A 15,966-nucleotide genomic window follows, 5' to 3' on the forward strand; every position below is an offset into this window, starting at 1 on the left:
ATATATGATTGGTTGATTTTCCTGGCCGCCCTGACCCGCGCCATCCACCTATAAAAAGAGAGCCGCGTAATGAATCTGAGCAAGGTCGACCTCAACCTTTTCATCGTCTTCGACGCGATCTACACCGAAGCCAACCTGACCCGCGCCGGGCAGATCGTCGGCATCACCCAGCCGGCGGTGTCCAACGCCTTGGCGCGGTTGCGCGAGACCTTCAACGACCCGCTCTTCGTACGCACGGCCCAGGGCATGGTGCCAACACCCATGGCGCAGAACATCATCGGCCCGGTGCGCAACGCGCTGTCGCTGCTGCGGGTATCGGTTCAGGAAAGCCGCATCTTCAACCCTTCGCAAGCGGTCAAGACCTACCGCATCAGCATGACCGACCTGACCGAAGCGGTGATTCTGCCGCCGCTGTTCCAGCGCCTGCGTCGTCTGGCGCCTACGGTGATCATCGAAAGCTTCCTGTCCAAACGCCGGGAAACCACCAAGGAACTGGCCGCCGGGCGCCTCGATTTCGCCGTGGATGCACCGCTCAACACCGACCCGCAGGTGCGCCACGTCAAGCTGATGGAAGACCGTTACGTCTGTGCGATGCGCAAGGGTCATCCGCTGGCGACCAAGGAAAAATTCACCCTCGACGATTACCTGTCGCTGACCCACATTCATATTTCCAGCCGTCGCAGTGGCCTGGGCCATGTCGATCTGGCGCTGGGCAAAATGGGCATCCAGCGCAAGATTGCCCTGCGCTCGCAGCACTATCTGATGGCGTCCCAGGTGTTGCAGCAGACCGACATGGTGATGACCGTGCCGGAGCGTTTCGCCCGTCGTCATGACCTGCATGCGTTTAATCTGCCGGTCAACGATGTGCCGCCGGTGGAAACTCATTTGTACTGGCACGAAAGCACCGACCAGGACCCGGCCAACCGCTGGATGCGCGAGCAGATGATCGAGCTGTGCCAGCAAGTGACGGCGCACGAGAAGAAGCTCGACAAGCTGCAGGCGCCCGCCACTTGACGTAAACGTCAACCTGCCATTAGCTTAGCGCCAAGACCTTATTTCGAGCGCTTTCATGAGCAGCCAGACCTACAGCATTTCCGACCTCGCCCGCGAGCTGGACATCACCACCCGGGCGATCCGTTTCTATGAAGAACAAGGCCTGCTCAGCCCCGAGCGCCGAGGCCAGGAACGCATCTATTCGCCACGCGACAAGGTCAGCCTGAAGCTGATCCTGCGGGGCAAGCGCATCGGTTTTTCCCTGGCCGAGTGCCGCGAGCTGATCGAGCTCTACGACCCTTCCAGCGGTAACACCAAACAACTCAACAGCATGCTGGCGAAAATCAGCGAACGCCGGGAACAGCTCGAGCAGCAACTGCTGGACATCGAACAGATGAAGCTGGAACTCGACACCGCCGAAGAACGCTGCGTGCAGGCGCTGGAGCAGACGCTCAAGAGTCAGCAAGTCGCGCAGTAGCCTCCCGACAATTACAACAGGTCAACACCATGTCCCTCCCCTCCCAAGTACGCCTGATCGAAGTCGGCCCCCGTGACGGCCTGCAGAACGAAGCCCAGCCCATCAGCGTCGCCGACAAGGTGCAACTGGTCGACGCATTGAGCGCTGCCGGCCTCGGCTATATAGAAGTCGGCAGTTTCGTCTCGCCCAAGTGGGTGCCGCAGATGGCCGGTTCCGCCGACGTATTCGCGCAAATCCAACGCAAGCCCGGCGTGACCTATGGCGCACTGGCGCCGAACCTGCGCGGCTTTGAAGACGCGCTGGCGGCCGGGGTCAAGGAAGTCGCCGTGTTTGCGGCTGCATCGGAAGCGTTTTCGCAGCGCAACATCAATTGCTCGATCAGCGAAAGCCTGGCGCGGTTCGCGCCGATCATGGAGTCCGCGAAACAGCACGGCGTTACCGTGCGCGGTTACGTGTCCTGCGTGCTCGGCTGCCCTTATGAAGGCGAGGTCGCCCCGGAACAAGTGGCCATGGTGTCCCGCGAGTTGTACGCGATGGGCTGCTACGAAGTGTCGTTGGGCGACACCATCGGTACCGGCACCGCGGGCGCCACCCGCAGTCTGTTCGAAGTGGTCTCGAAACAGGTGCCGAGAGAAAAACTCGCCGGCCACTTCCACGACACCTACGGCCAGGCCATGGCCAACATCTACGCCAGTCTGCTGGAAGGCATCGCGGTGTTCGACAGCTCGATCGCCGGCCTCGGCGGCTGCCCGTATGCCAAAGGCGCCAGCGGTAACGTCGCCACCGAAGACGTGGTGTACCTGCTCAACGGCCTGGGCATCGAGACCGGTATCGACCTCGACGCCTTGATTGCCGCCGGCCAGCAGATCAGTGCCGTGCTGGGTCGCCCGACCGGTTCGCGCGTGGCCAAGGCTCGTAGCGCACAGTGAGGGCGAAGGTGTTACCGCTGTGTCCGAAACGTGGGCATAGGCGAGTAACACGGAAACAAATTGTCTGGTTTTGCCTGAAGGAAAAATCCTTCAAAAATCTCAAGCCTTTGATTTGCAAGGGTTTTTAAAAGTTGGCACGGCTTCTGCTATCTCTATGGCATAACAAGAATAAAAAGCAGCAAACCAATAAAAATAAGACGTACCGACTCTGACATAACAAAAACAACACGGCAGAGACGCAGCTAACAGATTTTTTTGGAGAAGGTGTGCTTTTCAGGGTATTCCTCGGAATGACCCGCAACCGGGCAGAGAACAATAAAACTACCTTCAGGTAGCTCCCGAATCGGTTGGATCGCCTAGCGAGAAAGCAGATCAGCGCTCAAAAAAATACGTTTGCTCTTGACCCCGGATGGGGGTCGCCAAACACAGCGGTAAAGGGCCACGGTTGCCAAAAACAACAACAGACCGACCCTCAATAATAAAAAAGAGCACGCGACGACAAAATTAAAGGGGAGCTTCGGCTCCCCTTTGTGCTGTCTGGCGTTCTGAAATTGTCTGCGACGGATCTCCTCGCCCATCTCGATCTTCCTGCAAGCGCTCACTCGGCAAGATCTCAGTGAGGCAATTGATCTTGTGCCTCAACATCCAGCTTCCCCACATACAAGTAACCCCAACAAAAACACATAGGGTTCACGGCTATCGCTGTGTGTAAACGCGACGGCGCACGGGCGTTTAAAGTACACGAACCGTTACGCCATAAGGGCTACAACACCTTGCGTCGTTGCCTACGCGTACGCCAGAATCCGCCGGCTTACGCGGCTATGGGGTGGGCTATATCGTTTCCCTGTCACTGAAAAACAGTGATCGGGTTTGGTAGCCCGTCTGTAATAGCTGTATGGCAACACCGTATGCAGTCCCTTTTTGGGGCTCTGTTTTATGGTGGTCATGCGTGGGGCTCATTCGTGAGCGCCGGGTTCCTATTGCAGCCGGTCTACCAACCCGCGTATGGCCGCCACCCATCGTTTGGTAGCGTGGGTGATGGCTCCTTAAGGTCTGCGATAGGAGTTACACGTATGTTCAAAGCCACACCAAACCCGCCAGAAACCGATTCAATCCCCTACGACGCCGCCCTCGAAGCCGAAAACATAAAAACGGCCACCGAGCGGGCGATCAATCATTACCTCGATCCTGGGGCGCAGAAGACGTCCAAGCCATCGCGCAAGCCGGGCAGGATCTATCTGGTCAATCCAACGGTGGATGACGAAACGCTACTGGTCGAAGCGTGCGAAACGCTATCGTCGGCCAGTGACATGGCCCGGGATCTCGGTAACACCGTCGATCCGTCACAGCGCAAGGCGATGCAGATACTGCAGCAGGTCATCATGCTGAGTGAGCTGCTGGTCAATCGTGTGCTGGATAACCATCACGTCTCGCGGTAGTTGCCGCCTCGGTGAGGGGCTTGTCCCCTCACTGCCAGGCAGCCGTCTACACAAATCCTCAAGCGACTCTTGTCCGGAGTTCCAGCTGATGTCCACGACCGTCATTCCACCGTTAGAAGATCCGGTGTCCCCGTACGAATTTCCCGATTCAAGAAAACTCCACGACGCCGCCGAACGCGCCCTCGACTATTACTTGACCCCCGCAGCCAAGATCATGGCCACGCCCTACACCCCAAACGACATGTTCAGGGTCAACCCGCAAACCGACACGGAATCCTTGCTGGCCAACGCCTGCGAATCCCTGGCATCAGCCACGGTCATGCTCGGTGACTTTGCCGGCCTGCTGGAAGGGCCGAACCGCAAGACCCTGTTGGGCATTGCGCAAGTGGTGATGTTGGGGGAATTGGCAGTGAATCAGGCGTTGGAAAATGTAGAAGTAAAACAATAAGCGCTGCTTTCGAAGCCAGGGCCCGCGCCTTGGCTTCGAAGGTTCTGATCGATATAGAAAGTTGAAACTGTGTCAGCCCTCGTTGCTACGCAACTCCTCAATACTGATCTCACGCATCCGGAATTTCTGGATCTTGCCCGTTACCGTCATCGGAAACTCCTCGACGAACTTGAAATGACGCGGCGTCTTGAAGTGGGCGATACGCTCCTTGCACCACGCTTGCAGCTCTTGTTCGGTGGCGCTGTGGCCGGGATGGAATTTGATCCAGGCGACGATTTCCTCGCCGTAACGCGAGCAGGGAATGCCGATCACCTGCACGTCCGCCACCGCCGGGTGGGTGAAGAAGAACTCTTCCAGTTCGCGCGGGTAAATGTTTTCGCCGCCACGGATGATCATGTCCTTGTTACGGCCGGCGATACAGACGTAACCCTCGTCATTCATGCTCGCCAGGTCGCCGGTGTGCATCCAGCCTGCCGCGTCGATGGCTTCGGCGGTGGCCTGCGGGTTGTTCCAGTAGCCGAGCATCACGCTGTAGCCACGGGTGCACAGCTCGCCGATGGTGCCGCGTGGCACTGGATTGCCGGCCTCGTCGATGATTTTGCTTTCGAGTTGCGGCTGGGTGCGGCCGACGGTGGTGACGCGCAGTTCCAGTTCGTCGGATGGGCCGGTCTGCAGCGAGACCGGGCTGGTTTCGGTCATGCCGTAGGCGATCTGCACTTCGCTCATGTGCATTTCGCTGATGACCCGGCGCATCACCTCGATCGGGCAAGTGGCGCCGGCCATGATTCCGGTGCGCAGGGTCGACAGGTCGAACTCGGCGCGTTGTGGCTGATCGAGCATGGCGATGAACATGGTTGGTACGCCGTACAACGCGGTGGCCTTTTCTTCGGCGACGGTGCTCAGGGTCAGCAGCGGATCGAAGGCATCGTTGGGATAAATCATCGTGCTGCCGTGGGTGACGCAGCCCAGGTTGCCCATGACCATGCCGAAGCAGTGATACAGCGGCACCGGGATCACCAGGCGATCGGCGGCGGTCAGGCCGAGGCTTTCGCCGACCATGTAACCGTTGTTGAGGATGTTGTAATGACTGAGGGTCGCGCCCTTGGGGAAACCGGTGGTGCCGGAGGTGTACTGGATGTTGACGGGCTGATCGAAGTGCAGGCTGTCGCTGCGTTCACGCAATTGTTCTGGAGAGACACTGGCGGCCAGATCTGCCAGTTGCGACCACGGGAGAAAACCCGAAGGCGGCTGCGGATCGAGGCTGATCAGACCGCGCAGTTCCGGCAAGCGCTCGCTGCGCAGTTCGCCGATGGATTGCTCGGCCAGTTCCGGCAGCAAGCCTTGCAGCATGCCGTGGTAGTTCGAAGATTTAAAGGCACCGGCGCAGACCAGCCATTGGCAGCCAGATTGCTTGAGCACGTATTCGAGTTCGGAGCTGCGATAGGCCGGGTTGATGTTGACCAGAATCACGCCGAGCTTCGCGGTGGCGAACTGAGTGATGCACCACTGCGCACAGTTCGGCGCCCAGATGCCGAGCCGGTCGCCGGCCTGCAAACCCAACGCCAGCAGGGCTCTGGCATGCACGTCCACCGCGTCGGCCAGTTGCCGCCAGGTGTAACGCAGCTGCTGATGGCGCACCACCAGCGCCTCCCCGTCCGGGTACTGCGCGACGGTCTCGTCGAACTTCTGCCCGATGGTCATCGCCAACAAGGCTTTGTCCTGGGAACCACGGGTGTAGCTGCGCTGCGGGTTTGTACTGGGTTGATCCATGACGACCCCTATTGTCTTTATTAGTGGGTGTTGGACGGGAGCCATATGAGCTCCGACCATTCAGAACTGGCCCTACTCTCGCTCAAGTTGACGTTAACGTAAAGGGTGATTGACAGCCTTTCGTCACAGGCTTACGTTAACGTAAAGGTGAGAGCCAAACCGCCGCCCTCCCCGCCCTACAAAAAAGCCAAAAGGTGACCCATGAGCTACCCATCCCTGAACTTTGCCCTCGGCGAAACCATCGACATGTTGCGCGATCAGGTTCAGTCCTTTGTCGCCAAAGAGATCGCCCCGCGTGCCGCGCAGATCGACAGCGACAACCTGTTCCCGGCCGATCTGTGGCGCAAGTTCGGTGACATGGGCCTGCTCGGCATTACCGTGCCGGAAGAGTACGGCGGTGCTGGCCTGGGGTACCTGGCGCACGTGGTGGCGATGGAAGAAATCAGCCGTGGCTCCGCTTCTGTGGCTTTGTCCTACGGCGCCCACTCCAATCTCTGCGTGAACCAGATCAACCGCAACGGCAACCACGAACAGAAAGCCAAATACCTGCCGAAGCTGATCAGCGGCGAACACGTCGGCGCTCTGGCCATGAGCGAGCCGAACGCCGGTTCCGACGTGGTCTCGATGAAACTGCGCGCCGATAAACGCGGCGACCGTTTCGTGCTCAACGGCAGCAAGACCTGGATCACCAACGGCCCCGACGCCAACACCTACGTGATCTACGCCAAGACCGACCTGGAAAAAGGCCCCCACGGCATCACCGCGTTCATCGTCGAACGCGACTGGAAAGGCTTCAGCCGCAGCAACAAGTTCGACAAGCTCGGCATGCGCGGTTCCAACACTTGCGAGCTGTTCTTCGATGACGTCGAAGTGCCGGAAGAGAACATCCTCGGCGTGCTCAACGGCGGCGTGAAAGTGCTGATGAGCGGCCTCGATTACGAACGCGTCGTGCTGTCCGGTGGCCCGACCGGGATCATGCAGTCGTGCATGGACCTGATCGTGCCGTACATCCACGACCGCAAACAGTTCGGCCAGAGCATCGGCGAATTCCAGCTGATCCAGGGCAAGGTCGCCGACATGTACACCCAGCTCAACGCCAGCCGCGCCTACCTGTACGCCGTGGCCCAAGCCTGCGAGCGCAACGAAACCACGCGCAAGGACGCTGCCGGCGTAATCCTCTACACCGCCGAACGCGCCACGCAAATGGCCCTCGACGCAATCCAGATTCTCGGCGGCAACGGTTACATCAACGAATTCCCGGCCGGCCGTCTGCTGCGTGACGCCAAACTGTACGAAATCGGTGCCGGCACCAGTGAGATCCGTCGCATGCTGATCGGTCGCGAACTGTTCAACGAAACCCGCTAAACGGAGCTGTCCATGGCTATCCTGCATACCCAGCTCAACCCTCGTTCAGCGGAGTTCGCCGCCAACAGCGCGGCGATGCTTCAACAGGTCGATGCCCTGCATACCCTGCTCGCCCAAGTGGCTCAGGGCGGTGGCGCGAAAGCTCAGGAACGTCACACCTCGCGCGGCAAACTGCTGCCCCGTGAGCGAATCAACCGCTTGCTCGATCCGGGCTCGCCGTTTCTGGAAATCAGCCAGTTGGCCGCCCACGCCGTTTATGGCGAAGACGTGCCGGCCGCTGGCGTGATTGCCGGGATCGGCCGCGTGGAAGGCGTCGAATGTATGATCGTCGCCAACGATGCGACGGTGAAAGGTGGCTCGTACTACCCGCTGACTGTGAAGAAACACCTGCGCGCCCAGACCATCGCCCAGCAGAACCGTCTGCCATGCATTTATCTGGTGGATTCCGGCGGCGCCAACCTGCCGCGTCAGGACGAAGTGTTCCCGGATCGCGAGCATTTCGGGCGAATCTTCTTCAACCAGGCCAACATGAGCGCCATGGGCATTCCGCAGATTGCCGTGGTCATGGGCTCGTGCACCGCGGGCGGGGCTTATGTGCCGGCGATGGCTGACGAAGCAATCATGGTGCGCAATCAGGCGACGATTTTCCTTGCTGGCCCGCCGCTGGTGAAAGCCGCGACCGGTGAAGTGGTCAGCGCCGAGGATCTCGGCGGGGCCGACGTACATTGCAAGATCTCCGGGGTCGCCGACCATTACGCCGAAAGCGACGAGCACGCCCTCGCCCTCGCCCGCCGCAGCGTCGCCAACCTCAACTGGCGCAAGCTCGGCGAAGTGCAGCAGCGCACGCCGATTGCTCCGCTGTACGCCAGCGATGAGTTGTACGGCGTGGTGTCGGCGGACGCCAAGCAGCCGTTCGATGTACGCGAAGTGATTGCGCGGCTGGTCGACGGTTCGGTGTTCGATGAATTCAAAGCCTTGTTCGGCACGACGTTGGTCTGCGGTTTCGCCCACCTGCACGGCTACCCGATCGCGATCCTCGCCAACAACGGCATCCTGTTCGCCGAAGCCGCGCAAAAAGGCGCGCACTTCATCGAGCTGGCCTGCCAGCGCGGCATCCCGTTGCTGTTCCTGCAGAACATCACCGGCTTCATGGTCGGCCAGAAATACGAGGCCGGCGGCATCGCCAAACACGGTGCGAAACTAGTAACCGCCGTGGCGTGCGCCAAGGTGCCGAAATTCACCGTGATCATCGGTGGCAGCTTCGGTGCCGGCAACTATGGCATGTGCGGGCGGGCCTACGATCCGCGGTTCCTGTGGATGTGGCCAAACGCGCGGATCGGCGTGATGGGCGCCGAGCAGGCGGCCGGCGTGCTGGTTCAGGTCAAGCGTGAGCAGGCCGAACGCAGCGGTCAGGCGTTCAGTGCCGAGCAGGAAAGCGAGATCAAGCAACCGATTCTCGACCAGTACGAAGAACAGGGTCATCCCTACTACTCCAGCGCACGACTCTGGGACGACGGCGTCATCGACCCGGCGCAAACCCGCGAAGTACTGGCCCTGGCCTTGTCCGCGTCGTTGAACGCGCCTATCGAACCGAGCCGCTTCGGCGTGTTCCGGATGTGATCGGGAGAACCTCATGAGCGATTTCAACACCCTCGAATTGCAGAGCGATCCACGGGGTTTCGCGACCCTGTGGCTGAGCCGCGAAGAAAAGAACAACGCGTTCAACGCCGAGATGATCCGCGAATTGATCCTGGCGCTGGACAAGGTCGCCAGCGACGCCAGCCTGCGTTTCCTGCTGGTACGCGGACGCGGTAAACATTTCAGCGCCGGCGCGGATCTGGCCTGGATGCAGCAATCGGCCGAACTCGATTACCACACCAACCTCGACGACGCCCGGGAACTGGCGGAGCTGATGTACAACCTCGCCAAGCTGAAAATCCCGACCGTGGCCGTGGTGCAAGGCGCGGCGTTCGGCGGCGCGCTGGGCCTGATCAGTTGCTGCGACATGGCGATTGGCGCCGATGACGCGCAATTCTGTCTGTCGGAAGTGCGCATTGGTCTGGCGCCGGCGGTGATCAGCCCGTTCGTGGTGCAAGCCATCGGCGAGCGCGCGGCGCGGCGTTATGCGCTGACGGCCGAGCGTTTCGGCGGTCAGCGGGCGCGGGAAATCGGTTTGTTGTCCGAGAGTTATCCGGCGACCGAGCTTGAACAGAAAGTCGAACAATGGATCGACAACCTGCTGCTCAACAGCCCCGCCGCCATGCGCGCCAGCAAGGATCTGCTGCGTGAAGTCGGCAACGGCGCGCTTACTCCGGCCCTGCGCCGCTACACCGAAAACGCCATCGCCCGCATCCGCGTCAGCCCGGAAGGCCAGGAAGGTCTGCGGGCCTTTCTGCAGAAACGTCCACCGAGCTGGCAAGCCGCAACCACCACCAAGGAGCCGCGTTGATGAGCGCACCTGTTCTCACCACCCTGCTGGTGGCCAACCGTGGCGAAATCGCTTGCCGGGTCATGCGCACCGCCAAGGCCCTCGGCCTGATCACCGTCGCCGTGCACAGCGCCACCGACCGTGAAGCGCGGCACAGCCGTGAAGCGGATATTCGCGTCGATCTGGGCGGCAGCAAAGCGGCCGACAGTTACCTGCAGATCGACAAACTGATCGCAGCGGCCAAGGCCAGCGGCGCTCAGGCGATTCATCCGGGTTATGGCTTTCTTTCGGAAAACGCCGGGTTTGCCCGTGCCATTGATGCGGCCGGCCTGATTTTCCTCGGCCCGCCGGCCTCGGCCATCGATGCGATGGGCAGCAAGTCCGCCGCCAAGGCGTTGATGGAAACTGCTGGCGTGCCGCTGGTGCCGGGCTATCACGGTGAGGCCCAGGATCTGGACACCTTCCGCGATGCCTGCGAACGCATCGGTTATCCGGTGCTGCTCAAGGCCACCGCTGGCGGTGGCGGCAAGGGCATGAAGGTCGTTGAAGACGTCAGCCAACTAGCGGAAGCGCTGGCTTCGGCTCAGCGTGAAGCGCAGTCGTCGTTCGGCGATTCGCGGATGCTGGTGGAGAAATACCTGCTCAAGCCGCGTCACGTGGAAATCCAGGTGTTTGCCGATCAGCATGGTAATTGCCTGTACCTGAACGAGCGCGACTGCTCGATTCAGCGTCGGCACCAGAAAGTCGTCGAAGAGGCGCCGGCACCGGGCCTTAGTCCGGAACTGCGTCGGGCGATGGGCGAAGCGGCTGTGCGCTCGGCTCAGGCCATCGGTTACGTCGGCGCTGGCACGGTGGAGTTTCTGCTGGATGCCCGCGGCGAGTTCTTCTTCATGGAGATGAACACGCGGTTGCAGGTCGAGCACCCGGTCACCGAAGCCATCACCGGGCTCGATCTGGTGGCCTGGCAGATTCGCGTTGCACGTGGCGAAGCGCTGCCGATCACTCAGGATCAGGTGCCGCTGAACGGGCATGCGATTGAAGTGCGGTTGTATGCGGAAGATCCGTCGAATGACTTCCTGCCGGCCACCGGGCGTCTGGAGCTGTATCGCGAATCCGCCGCCGGGCCGGGGCGCCGCGTGGACAGTGGCGTCGAGGAAGGCGACGAGATTTCGCCGTTCTATGACCCGATGCTCGGCAAGCTGATTGCCTGGGGCGAGGATCGTGAACAGGCGCGGTTGCGGCTGCTGAGCATGCTTGATGAGTTCGCGATTGGCGGGTTGAAGACCAACATCAACTTCCTGCGGCGGATCATCGGCCATCCGGCGTTCGCGGCGGCGGAGCTGGATACCGGGTTCATTCCGCGTTATCAGGAACAGTTGCTGCCAGCGCCTGCTGCGCTGAGCGATGAGTTCTGGGATGCGGCGGCGCAGGCTTTTGCGCAGAGTTTGCCGGGGGCGGCTCGATCGGATGATCCGGCTTCGCCTTGGGCATTGCACAGCGGTTTGCGTGCCGGATTACCCCGTGAGATCACTCTGCATTTGAGTTGCGAGGGGCAAGATCGGGCGCTGACGCTCGGTGCTGGCGGCAATGCAAAACTGATCGGCGAGCAACTGGTGATCGAGCGTGATGGTTTGCGTCGCCAGCTGCGGACGATTCGTCGTGGAGAGGTTCTGTATCTGCAATGGGACGGCGAGTTGCGACGCGTTGAAACGTACGACCCGATCAGCGCTGTCGAAGCCAGCCACAGTCATCAGGGCGGCCTGACTGCGCCCATGAACGGCAGCATCGTGCGTGTGCTGGTGGAGGCCGGGCAATCGGTTGAAGCCGGTGCTCAACTGGTGGTGCTGGAAGCGATGAAGATGGAGCACAGCATTCGCGCGCCCCATGCTGGCGTGATCAAGGCGCTGTATTGCCAGGAAGGCGAAATGGTCAGCGAAGGCAGCGCGCTGGTCGAACTGGAACAGGTATGAAAGGTGGATCGATCCTACGCCTGGCGAGGATCGATCTGACTAGTATTTGGCCGATGCCTGAACCACGACACCGATAATTCGGCACTCGTCAGTAAACAAGGCCTTCGGCCAAGTCGGATTGAGCGGCACCAGATAACGCTGGCCGCCCTCTTCGATCAGCTTGCGGAAAATCGCCTCGTCGCTGTCCGGCCACTGGGCGATCACCAGTTTTCCGGGCTCGGCTTCCAGCGCCGGGTCCACCAGGATCATCATCCCCTCGCCGATGCTCTGCCCGGTAGGCGCGGTCATCGAGTTGCCCACCACTGTGAGCCAGAACGCCGGGCCACGGGCGTGGTAATCCGTCAGTTCGAAACGTCGCTTGTCCTTGCCGCTCGAGTAGGCCGGTTGGGCTTCACGGGCCTCGATGGGCGCCTTCCAATCGCTGACCGGGTAGCGGAAGTAAGGGTTGTACTTCTGCGCCAGCGGCATTTCGTCGTCCTTGTCGACTTGCGGTTCGCGTATCACCACCGCGACTTCGAGATACTCCATACCCAGCGCTTTCAGCACGCGGTTCATCTGCGTGATGCCAGGCTCACGACGCTTGTTCAGCCAATGGCCGATACCGCCCTGAGACATGCCGACGCGCTCGCCGAGCTCGACTTGAGTGACGTTGAGTTCACTCATTTTGGCCTTGACCAACTCAATCCATTTATCCATGTGCGGCACCATACGTGCCCGCCTTCGGCCGGCAAAACACATATTGTAGTATTTAAATTCTGGTCACAAATACTCTAGGTACTATTCTTGGGTCACGGATTTGAATCGACCAAGGAGTGACCTTTCACCATGAATATCACCAGCAACGACCTGCCCGACCTTCAAATGGATACCACTTTCAAGTCTCCACAGGGTTGCGCTGCCGCACAGCGGGCATTGGACTATTACTTGAAACCGGCTGTGTCAGAACAGGAAGTGGAAGAACGTTTTTTCGGCGTGAACAGTAATTTGAGTGGCGAAGAATCCCTGGTCCACGCCTCGGATTTGCTGCGATGTGCGGCGGCCACCGCATTCAAGGCTGCAGACGGCTTGCAAGGCGTCAGTCGGGATCTGGCGTTTTCGGTCGTGCACATGGTGGACATGGCACGGGCGATGGTCGATCACTCGCTTGATGGCGGTGTTCGCTGAAGACGGACAGGAAAGAATTTTCCAATCGCGCAGATAAAAACGTTTGACTTGCAAATGATAATGATTATTATTGCAAGCAACTGGTCGCGAGATCAGTCGATGGACCAGAGACCTTAGGTCGGTCTTCTGGACTATCTCCTCATCAGGCTAATCACGGTTTTTGACCCGGCTTTTTGCCGGGTCTTTTTTTTGCCAGTTTTCTGGCTTTTGGCTTCAGGCTAATGAAGTCTTTGGGTGCTGCAAATTCGGTGGCGCGGATAATATCAAAAGAATATCGCTTGGCAAGGGAACCCCGTCCGCATTGGGGAAAAGTAATGCCAATTAGCACTTGAGAATCAATCGCACAGCTACTAAGCTGCACCCGCGTCATGGAAGACGCCCCCCGCCACACCCCGCAATTTCCCTCGGTTTCACCCCTGTCTTGCGTGTAAAGTAGCCGCCATAAAAATCATATTCAGGAACCGATTATGACCGTGGCCAAATCTTCGTTCGACATCAGCGCCAACTTCGACAGCGGCAACATCCAAGTCATCGACATCAGCAACCCGCTCAACCCGGTTCTGGCAATTCGGCCAGATACCCGCAGCGCTCATTTCCAGTGGTTCCACTTCAAGGCCAGCGGCCTGCATGTTCATCAGGAACACTGGTTTCGCCTGGTCAACGCCAGCCAGTCCTCCTACAACAAGGCCTGGACCGGCTATCAGGCCGTCGCTTCCTACGACCATGTCAACTGGTTCCGCATTCCGACCCAATTCGAAGGCGACAGCCTGCGTTTCTGCCTTGAAGCCGAGCAGACCCACGCCTGGTTCGCCTACTTCGAACCTTACAGCCGTGGCCGTCATGACTGGCTGATCGAACAAGCGCTGACCAAGGCCGGCACCGAACTATTGGCCACTGGCAAAAGCGTCGAAGGCCGCGACATCCAGCTGCTGCGCAAAGGCACCGGCGCCGAAGGCCGACGCAAGATCTGGATCATCGCCCAGCAGCACCCGGGCGAGCACATGGCCGAGTGGTTCATGGAAGGTGTGATCGAGCGTCTGGAACATCACAACGATCCAGGGCTGAACAAACTGCTGAAGAGTGCCGATCTGTACCTGGTGCCGAACATGAACCCGGACGGTGCCTTCCACGGCCATCTGCGCACCAACGCCATGGGCCAGGACCTGAACCGCGCCTGGCAGAGCGCCAGCCAGGAAGTCAGCCCGGAAGTGCTTTTCGTACAGCAGCAGATGGAAAAGTACGGCGTCGATCTGTTCCTCGACGTACACGGCGACGAAGAAATTCCCCACGTATTCACCGCCGGTTGCGAAGGCAATCCGGGCTATACGCCACGGATCGAGAAACTCGAAGAGCACTTCCGCAGCCACCTGAAACACACCACCAAAGACTTCCAGACCAAGTACGGCTACACCCGCGACGAACCGGGTCAGGCCAACATGACCCTGGCCTGCAACAGCGTCGGTCAGAAATTCGACTGCCTGTCGTTGACCCTGGAGATGCCGTTCAAGGATCACGATGACGCGCCGAACCCGCTCACCGGCTGGTCGGGCCAACGCTCGAAACAATTGGGCAAGGACGTGCTGACCACCATCGCCGACATGGTCGACACCCTGCGCTGATTTCCCCTGTTTCTCGCCCCATGAAAGATCGCAGCGCTGTCTGCGATCTTTTTTTGCGCCGCACTTTTACCCAATCAGGTTGCAAAACAAAACCAGATTACCTACCGTCATTCCAGTTTCCATTTGAAACCAGAAAAGGAATCAGGACATGAACGCGCAAAATCTCGGCAGTGGTGTCGTGCTGCTGTTCGCTATCGCCTGCGGCCTGGCCGTGGGCAACGTGTATTACGCGCAACCGTTGCTGGACGCCATGGCCGACGCCTTCAACCTGTCACCCGCGAGCATCGGCATCGTCTTCACGTTGACCCAGGTAGGCTACGGCATAGGGCTGGTTTTACTCGTGCCGCTCGGCGATCTGCTCAACCGCCGACGTTTGATTGTCACGCAAACCCTACTGTCGGCTGCAGCCTTGCTGATGATCGCGCTGGCAACCAACAGCACCTGGCTGCTGATAGGCATGACCTTGACCGGCCTGCTCGCCGTCGTCACTCAGGTGCTGGTGGCCTATGCCGCAACCTTGGCCATCCCGGCGCAACGCGGTCGTGTCGTTGGCGTGATTACCAGCGGCATCGTGGTCGGCATCTTGCTCGCGCGCACCGTAGCCGGCGGGATGGCGGATCTGGCCGGTTGGCGGGCGATTTATTTGTTGTCGGCGGGGCTGACGCTGGTCATGGCGCTGTTGTTGTTTCGTGTACTACCCAAGGACGAGAGTCCGCAACCGGCAACCTCCTACGCCGCGTTGATTACCTCGGTGTTCAGCCTGTTTCGAGAGGAACCAGTGTTGCGACAACGGGCGATTCTGGCCCTGCTGACCTTCGCCAGTGCCATGGTCCTGTGGACGCCGATGGTTTTGCCTTTGGCCGCCCCGCCGCTGTCACTTTCCCACAGTGAAATCGGACTGTTCGGACTGGCCGGCGCGGCTGGCGCATTGGCCGCCGCAAGAGCCGGACACTTGGCGGATCGCGGATTCGGGCAATGGGTCAGCGGCCTGTCCCTGCTGTTGATGCTCGGCTCCTGGCTGCCGATTGCATTCACCCAATCCTCATTATGGGCGCTGTTGCTCGGCGTGATCACCCTGGATCTGGGTTTGCAGGCTGTGCATGTCACCAGCCAGAGCATGATCTACAGCGTCCGCCCAGAGGCACAAAGCCGACTGACCGCCGGCTACATGCTGTTTTACTCGATTGGCAGCGCCCTGGGCTCAATCGCCTCGACAGCCATGTATGCCTGGGCAGGATGGACGGGGGTCTGCTGGCTGGGTGCCGGAATCAACATCGTCGCGCTGCTGTATTGGTGGCGAACATTGGCGCCGCAAAAACGTGGCGAGCAAATGTGCTCCCTCGCCACGCCGGATTAACGTCTG

Annotated in this window: 15 protein-coding genes; 12 read left to right on the top strand and 3 right to left on the bottom strand. The window is 59.9% G+C overall.

Going from position 1 to position 15,966, the window contains the following annotated elements; translation table 11 throughout:
- Positions 1 to 69 precede the first annotated feature (69 nt).
- From DLD99_RS18260 to DLD99_RS18280, 5 genes are all read left to right on the top strand, one after another.
- The gene (locus DLD99_RS18260; RefSeq protein WP_011334997.1) at positions 70 to 1,014 is read left to right on the top strand and encodes a LysR family transcriptional regulator; all 945 of its coding nucleotides are present in this window, start codon (positions 70 to 72) and stop codon (positions 1,012 to 1,014) included.
- Between the two features lie 55 nt (positions 1,015 to 1,069).
- Positions 1,070 to 1,471 (top strand): MerR family transcriptional regulator, encoded by a 402-nt coding sequence (locus DLD99_RS18265; RefSeq protein ID WP_007951507.1) that lies wholly within the window; start codon positions 1,070 to 1,072, stop codon positions 1,469 to 1,471.
- 29 nt (positions 1,472 to 1,500) lie between these two features.
- A complete protein-coding gene (locus DLD99_RS18270) occupies positions 1,501 to 2,400 on the top strand; it encodes a hydroxymethylglutaryl-CoA lyase (protein WP_114884070.1) in 900 nt (299 codons plus the stop codon).
- Between the two features lie 1,073 nt (positions 2,401 to 3,473).
- A complete protein-coding gene (locus tag DLD99_RS18275) occupies positions 3,474 to 3,839 on the top strand; it encodes a DUF6124 family protein (protein ID WP_114884072.1) in 366 nt (121 codons plus the stop codon).
- 88 nt (positions 3,840 to 3,927) lie between these two features.
- Complete coding sequence (locus tag DLD99_RS18280) at positions 3,928 to 4,287, top strand: DUF6124 family protein (RefSeq protein WP_114884074.1); 360 nt, start codon at positions 3,928 to 3,930, stop codon at positions 4,285 to 4,287.
- Positions 4,288 to 4,359: 72 nt separating this feature from the next.
- Here DLD99_RS18280 and DLD99_RS18285 read toward each other — a convergent pair whose 3' ends face one another.
- Complete coding sequence (locus DLD99_RS18285; protein ID WP_114884076.1) at positions 4,360 to 6,057, bottom strand: AMP-binding protein; 1,698 nt, start codon at positions 6,055 to 6,057, stop codon at positions 4,360 to 4,362.
- Between the two features lie 201 nt (positions 6,058 to 6,258).
- Here DLD99_RS18285 and DLD99_RS18290 point away from each other — a divergent pair, with 201 nt between their 5' ends.
- Genes DLD99_RS18290 through DLD99_RS18305 form a run of 4 tightly spaced genes read left to right on the top strand, consistent with a single transcriptional unit; the run spans position 6,259 to position 11,820 of the window.
- Positions 6,259 to 7,422, top strand: a complete 1,164-nt coding sequence (locus tag DLD99_RS18290) for an isovaleryl-CoA dehydrogenase (RefSeq protein ID WP_039767508.1) — start codon at positions 6,259 to 6,261, stop codon at positions 7,420 to 7,422.
- Between the two features lie 12 nt (positions 7,423 to 7,434).
- Positions 7,435 to 9,042 carry a carboxyl transferase domain-containing protein gene (locus DLD99_RS18295; protein WP_114884078.1) on the top strand — a complete coding sequence of 536 codons (1,608 nt, stop codon included), beginning with the start codon at positions 7,435 to 7,437 and terminating at the stop codon, positions 9,040 to 9,042.
- Positions 9,043 to 9,055: 13 nt separating this feature from the next.
- Complete coding sequence (locus DLD99_RS18300) at positions 9,056 to 9,871, top strand: gamma-carboxygeranoyl-CoA hydratase (protein WP_085712437.1); 816 nt, start codon at positions 9,056 to 9,058, stop codon at positions 9,869 to 9,871.
- Positions 9,871 to 11,820: an acetyl/propionyl/methylcrotonyl-CoA carboxylase subunit alpha gene (locus DLD99_RS18305; protein ID WP_114884080.1), complete on the top strand. Its 1,950-nt coding sequence runs from the start codon at positions 9,871 to 9,873 to the stop codon at positions 11,818 to 11,820. The genes DLD99_RS18300 and DLD99_RS18305 overlap by 1 nt, the downstream gene beginning before the upstream one ends.
- Before the next feature lie 39 nt (positions 11,821 to 11,859).
- Here the strand turns inward: DLD99_RS18305 and DLD99_RS18310 are convergent, their stop codons facing one another.
- Positions 11,860 to 12,516: a LexA family protein gene (locus DLD99_RS18310; protein WP_114886740.1), complete on the bottom strand. Its 657-nt coding sequence runs from the start codon at positions 12,514 to 12,516 to the stop codon at positions 11,860 to 11,862.
- A 129-nt stretch (positions 12,517 to 12,645) separates the two neighbouring features.
- Between DLD99_RS18310 and DLD99_RS18315 the strand changes: the two genes are divergently transcribed.
- On the top strand, positions 12,646 to 12,984 hold the full coding sequence (locus DLD99_RS18315; protein WP_114884082.1) for a DUF6124 family protein: 339 nt from the start codon (positions 12,646 to 12,648) through the stop codon (positions 12,982 to 12,984).
- Between the two features lie 151 nt (positions 12,985 to 13,135).
- Here the strand turns inward: DLD99_RS18315 and DLD99_RS18320 are convergent, their stop codons facing one another.
- A complete protein-coding gene (locus tag DLD99_RS18320; protein WP_114884084.1) occupies positions 13,136 to 13,354 on the bottom strand; it encodes a hypothetical protein in 219 nt (72 codons plus the stop codon).
- Between the two features lie 97 nt (positions 13,355 to 13,451).
- Here DLD99_RS18320 and DLD99_RS18325 point away from each other — a divergent pair, with 97 nt between their 5' ends.
- Together DLD99_RS18325 and DLD99_RS18330 are read left to right on the top strand one after the other, a co-directional pair.
- On the top strand, positions 13,452 to 14,603 hold the full coding sequence (locus DLD99_RS18325; protein ID WP_114884086.1) for a M14 family metallopeptidase: 1,152 nt from the start codon (positions 13,452 to 13,454) through the stop codon (positions 14,601 to 14,603).
- 148 nt (positions 14,604 to 14,751) lie between these two features.
- Positions 14,752 to 15,960 (top strand): MFS transporter, encoded by a 1,209-nt coding sequence (locus tag DLD99_RS18330; protein ID WP_114884088.1) that lies wholly within the window; start codon positions 14,752 to 14,754, stop codon positions 15,958 to 15,960.
- The last annotated feature ends 6 nt before the right edge of the window (positions 15,961 to 15,966 follow it).

The sequence above is a fragment of the Pseudomonas kribbensis genome, assembly GCF_003352185.1.
GTDB lineage: Bacteria > Pseudomonadota > Gammaproteobacteria > Pseudomonadales > Pseudomonadaceae > Aquipseudomonas > Aquipseudomonas kribbensis.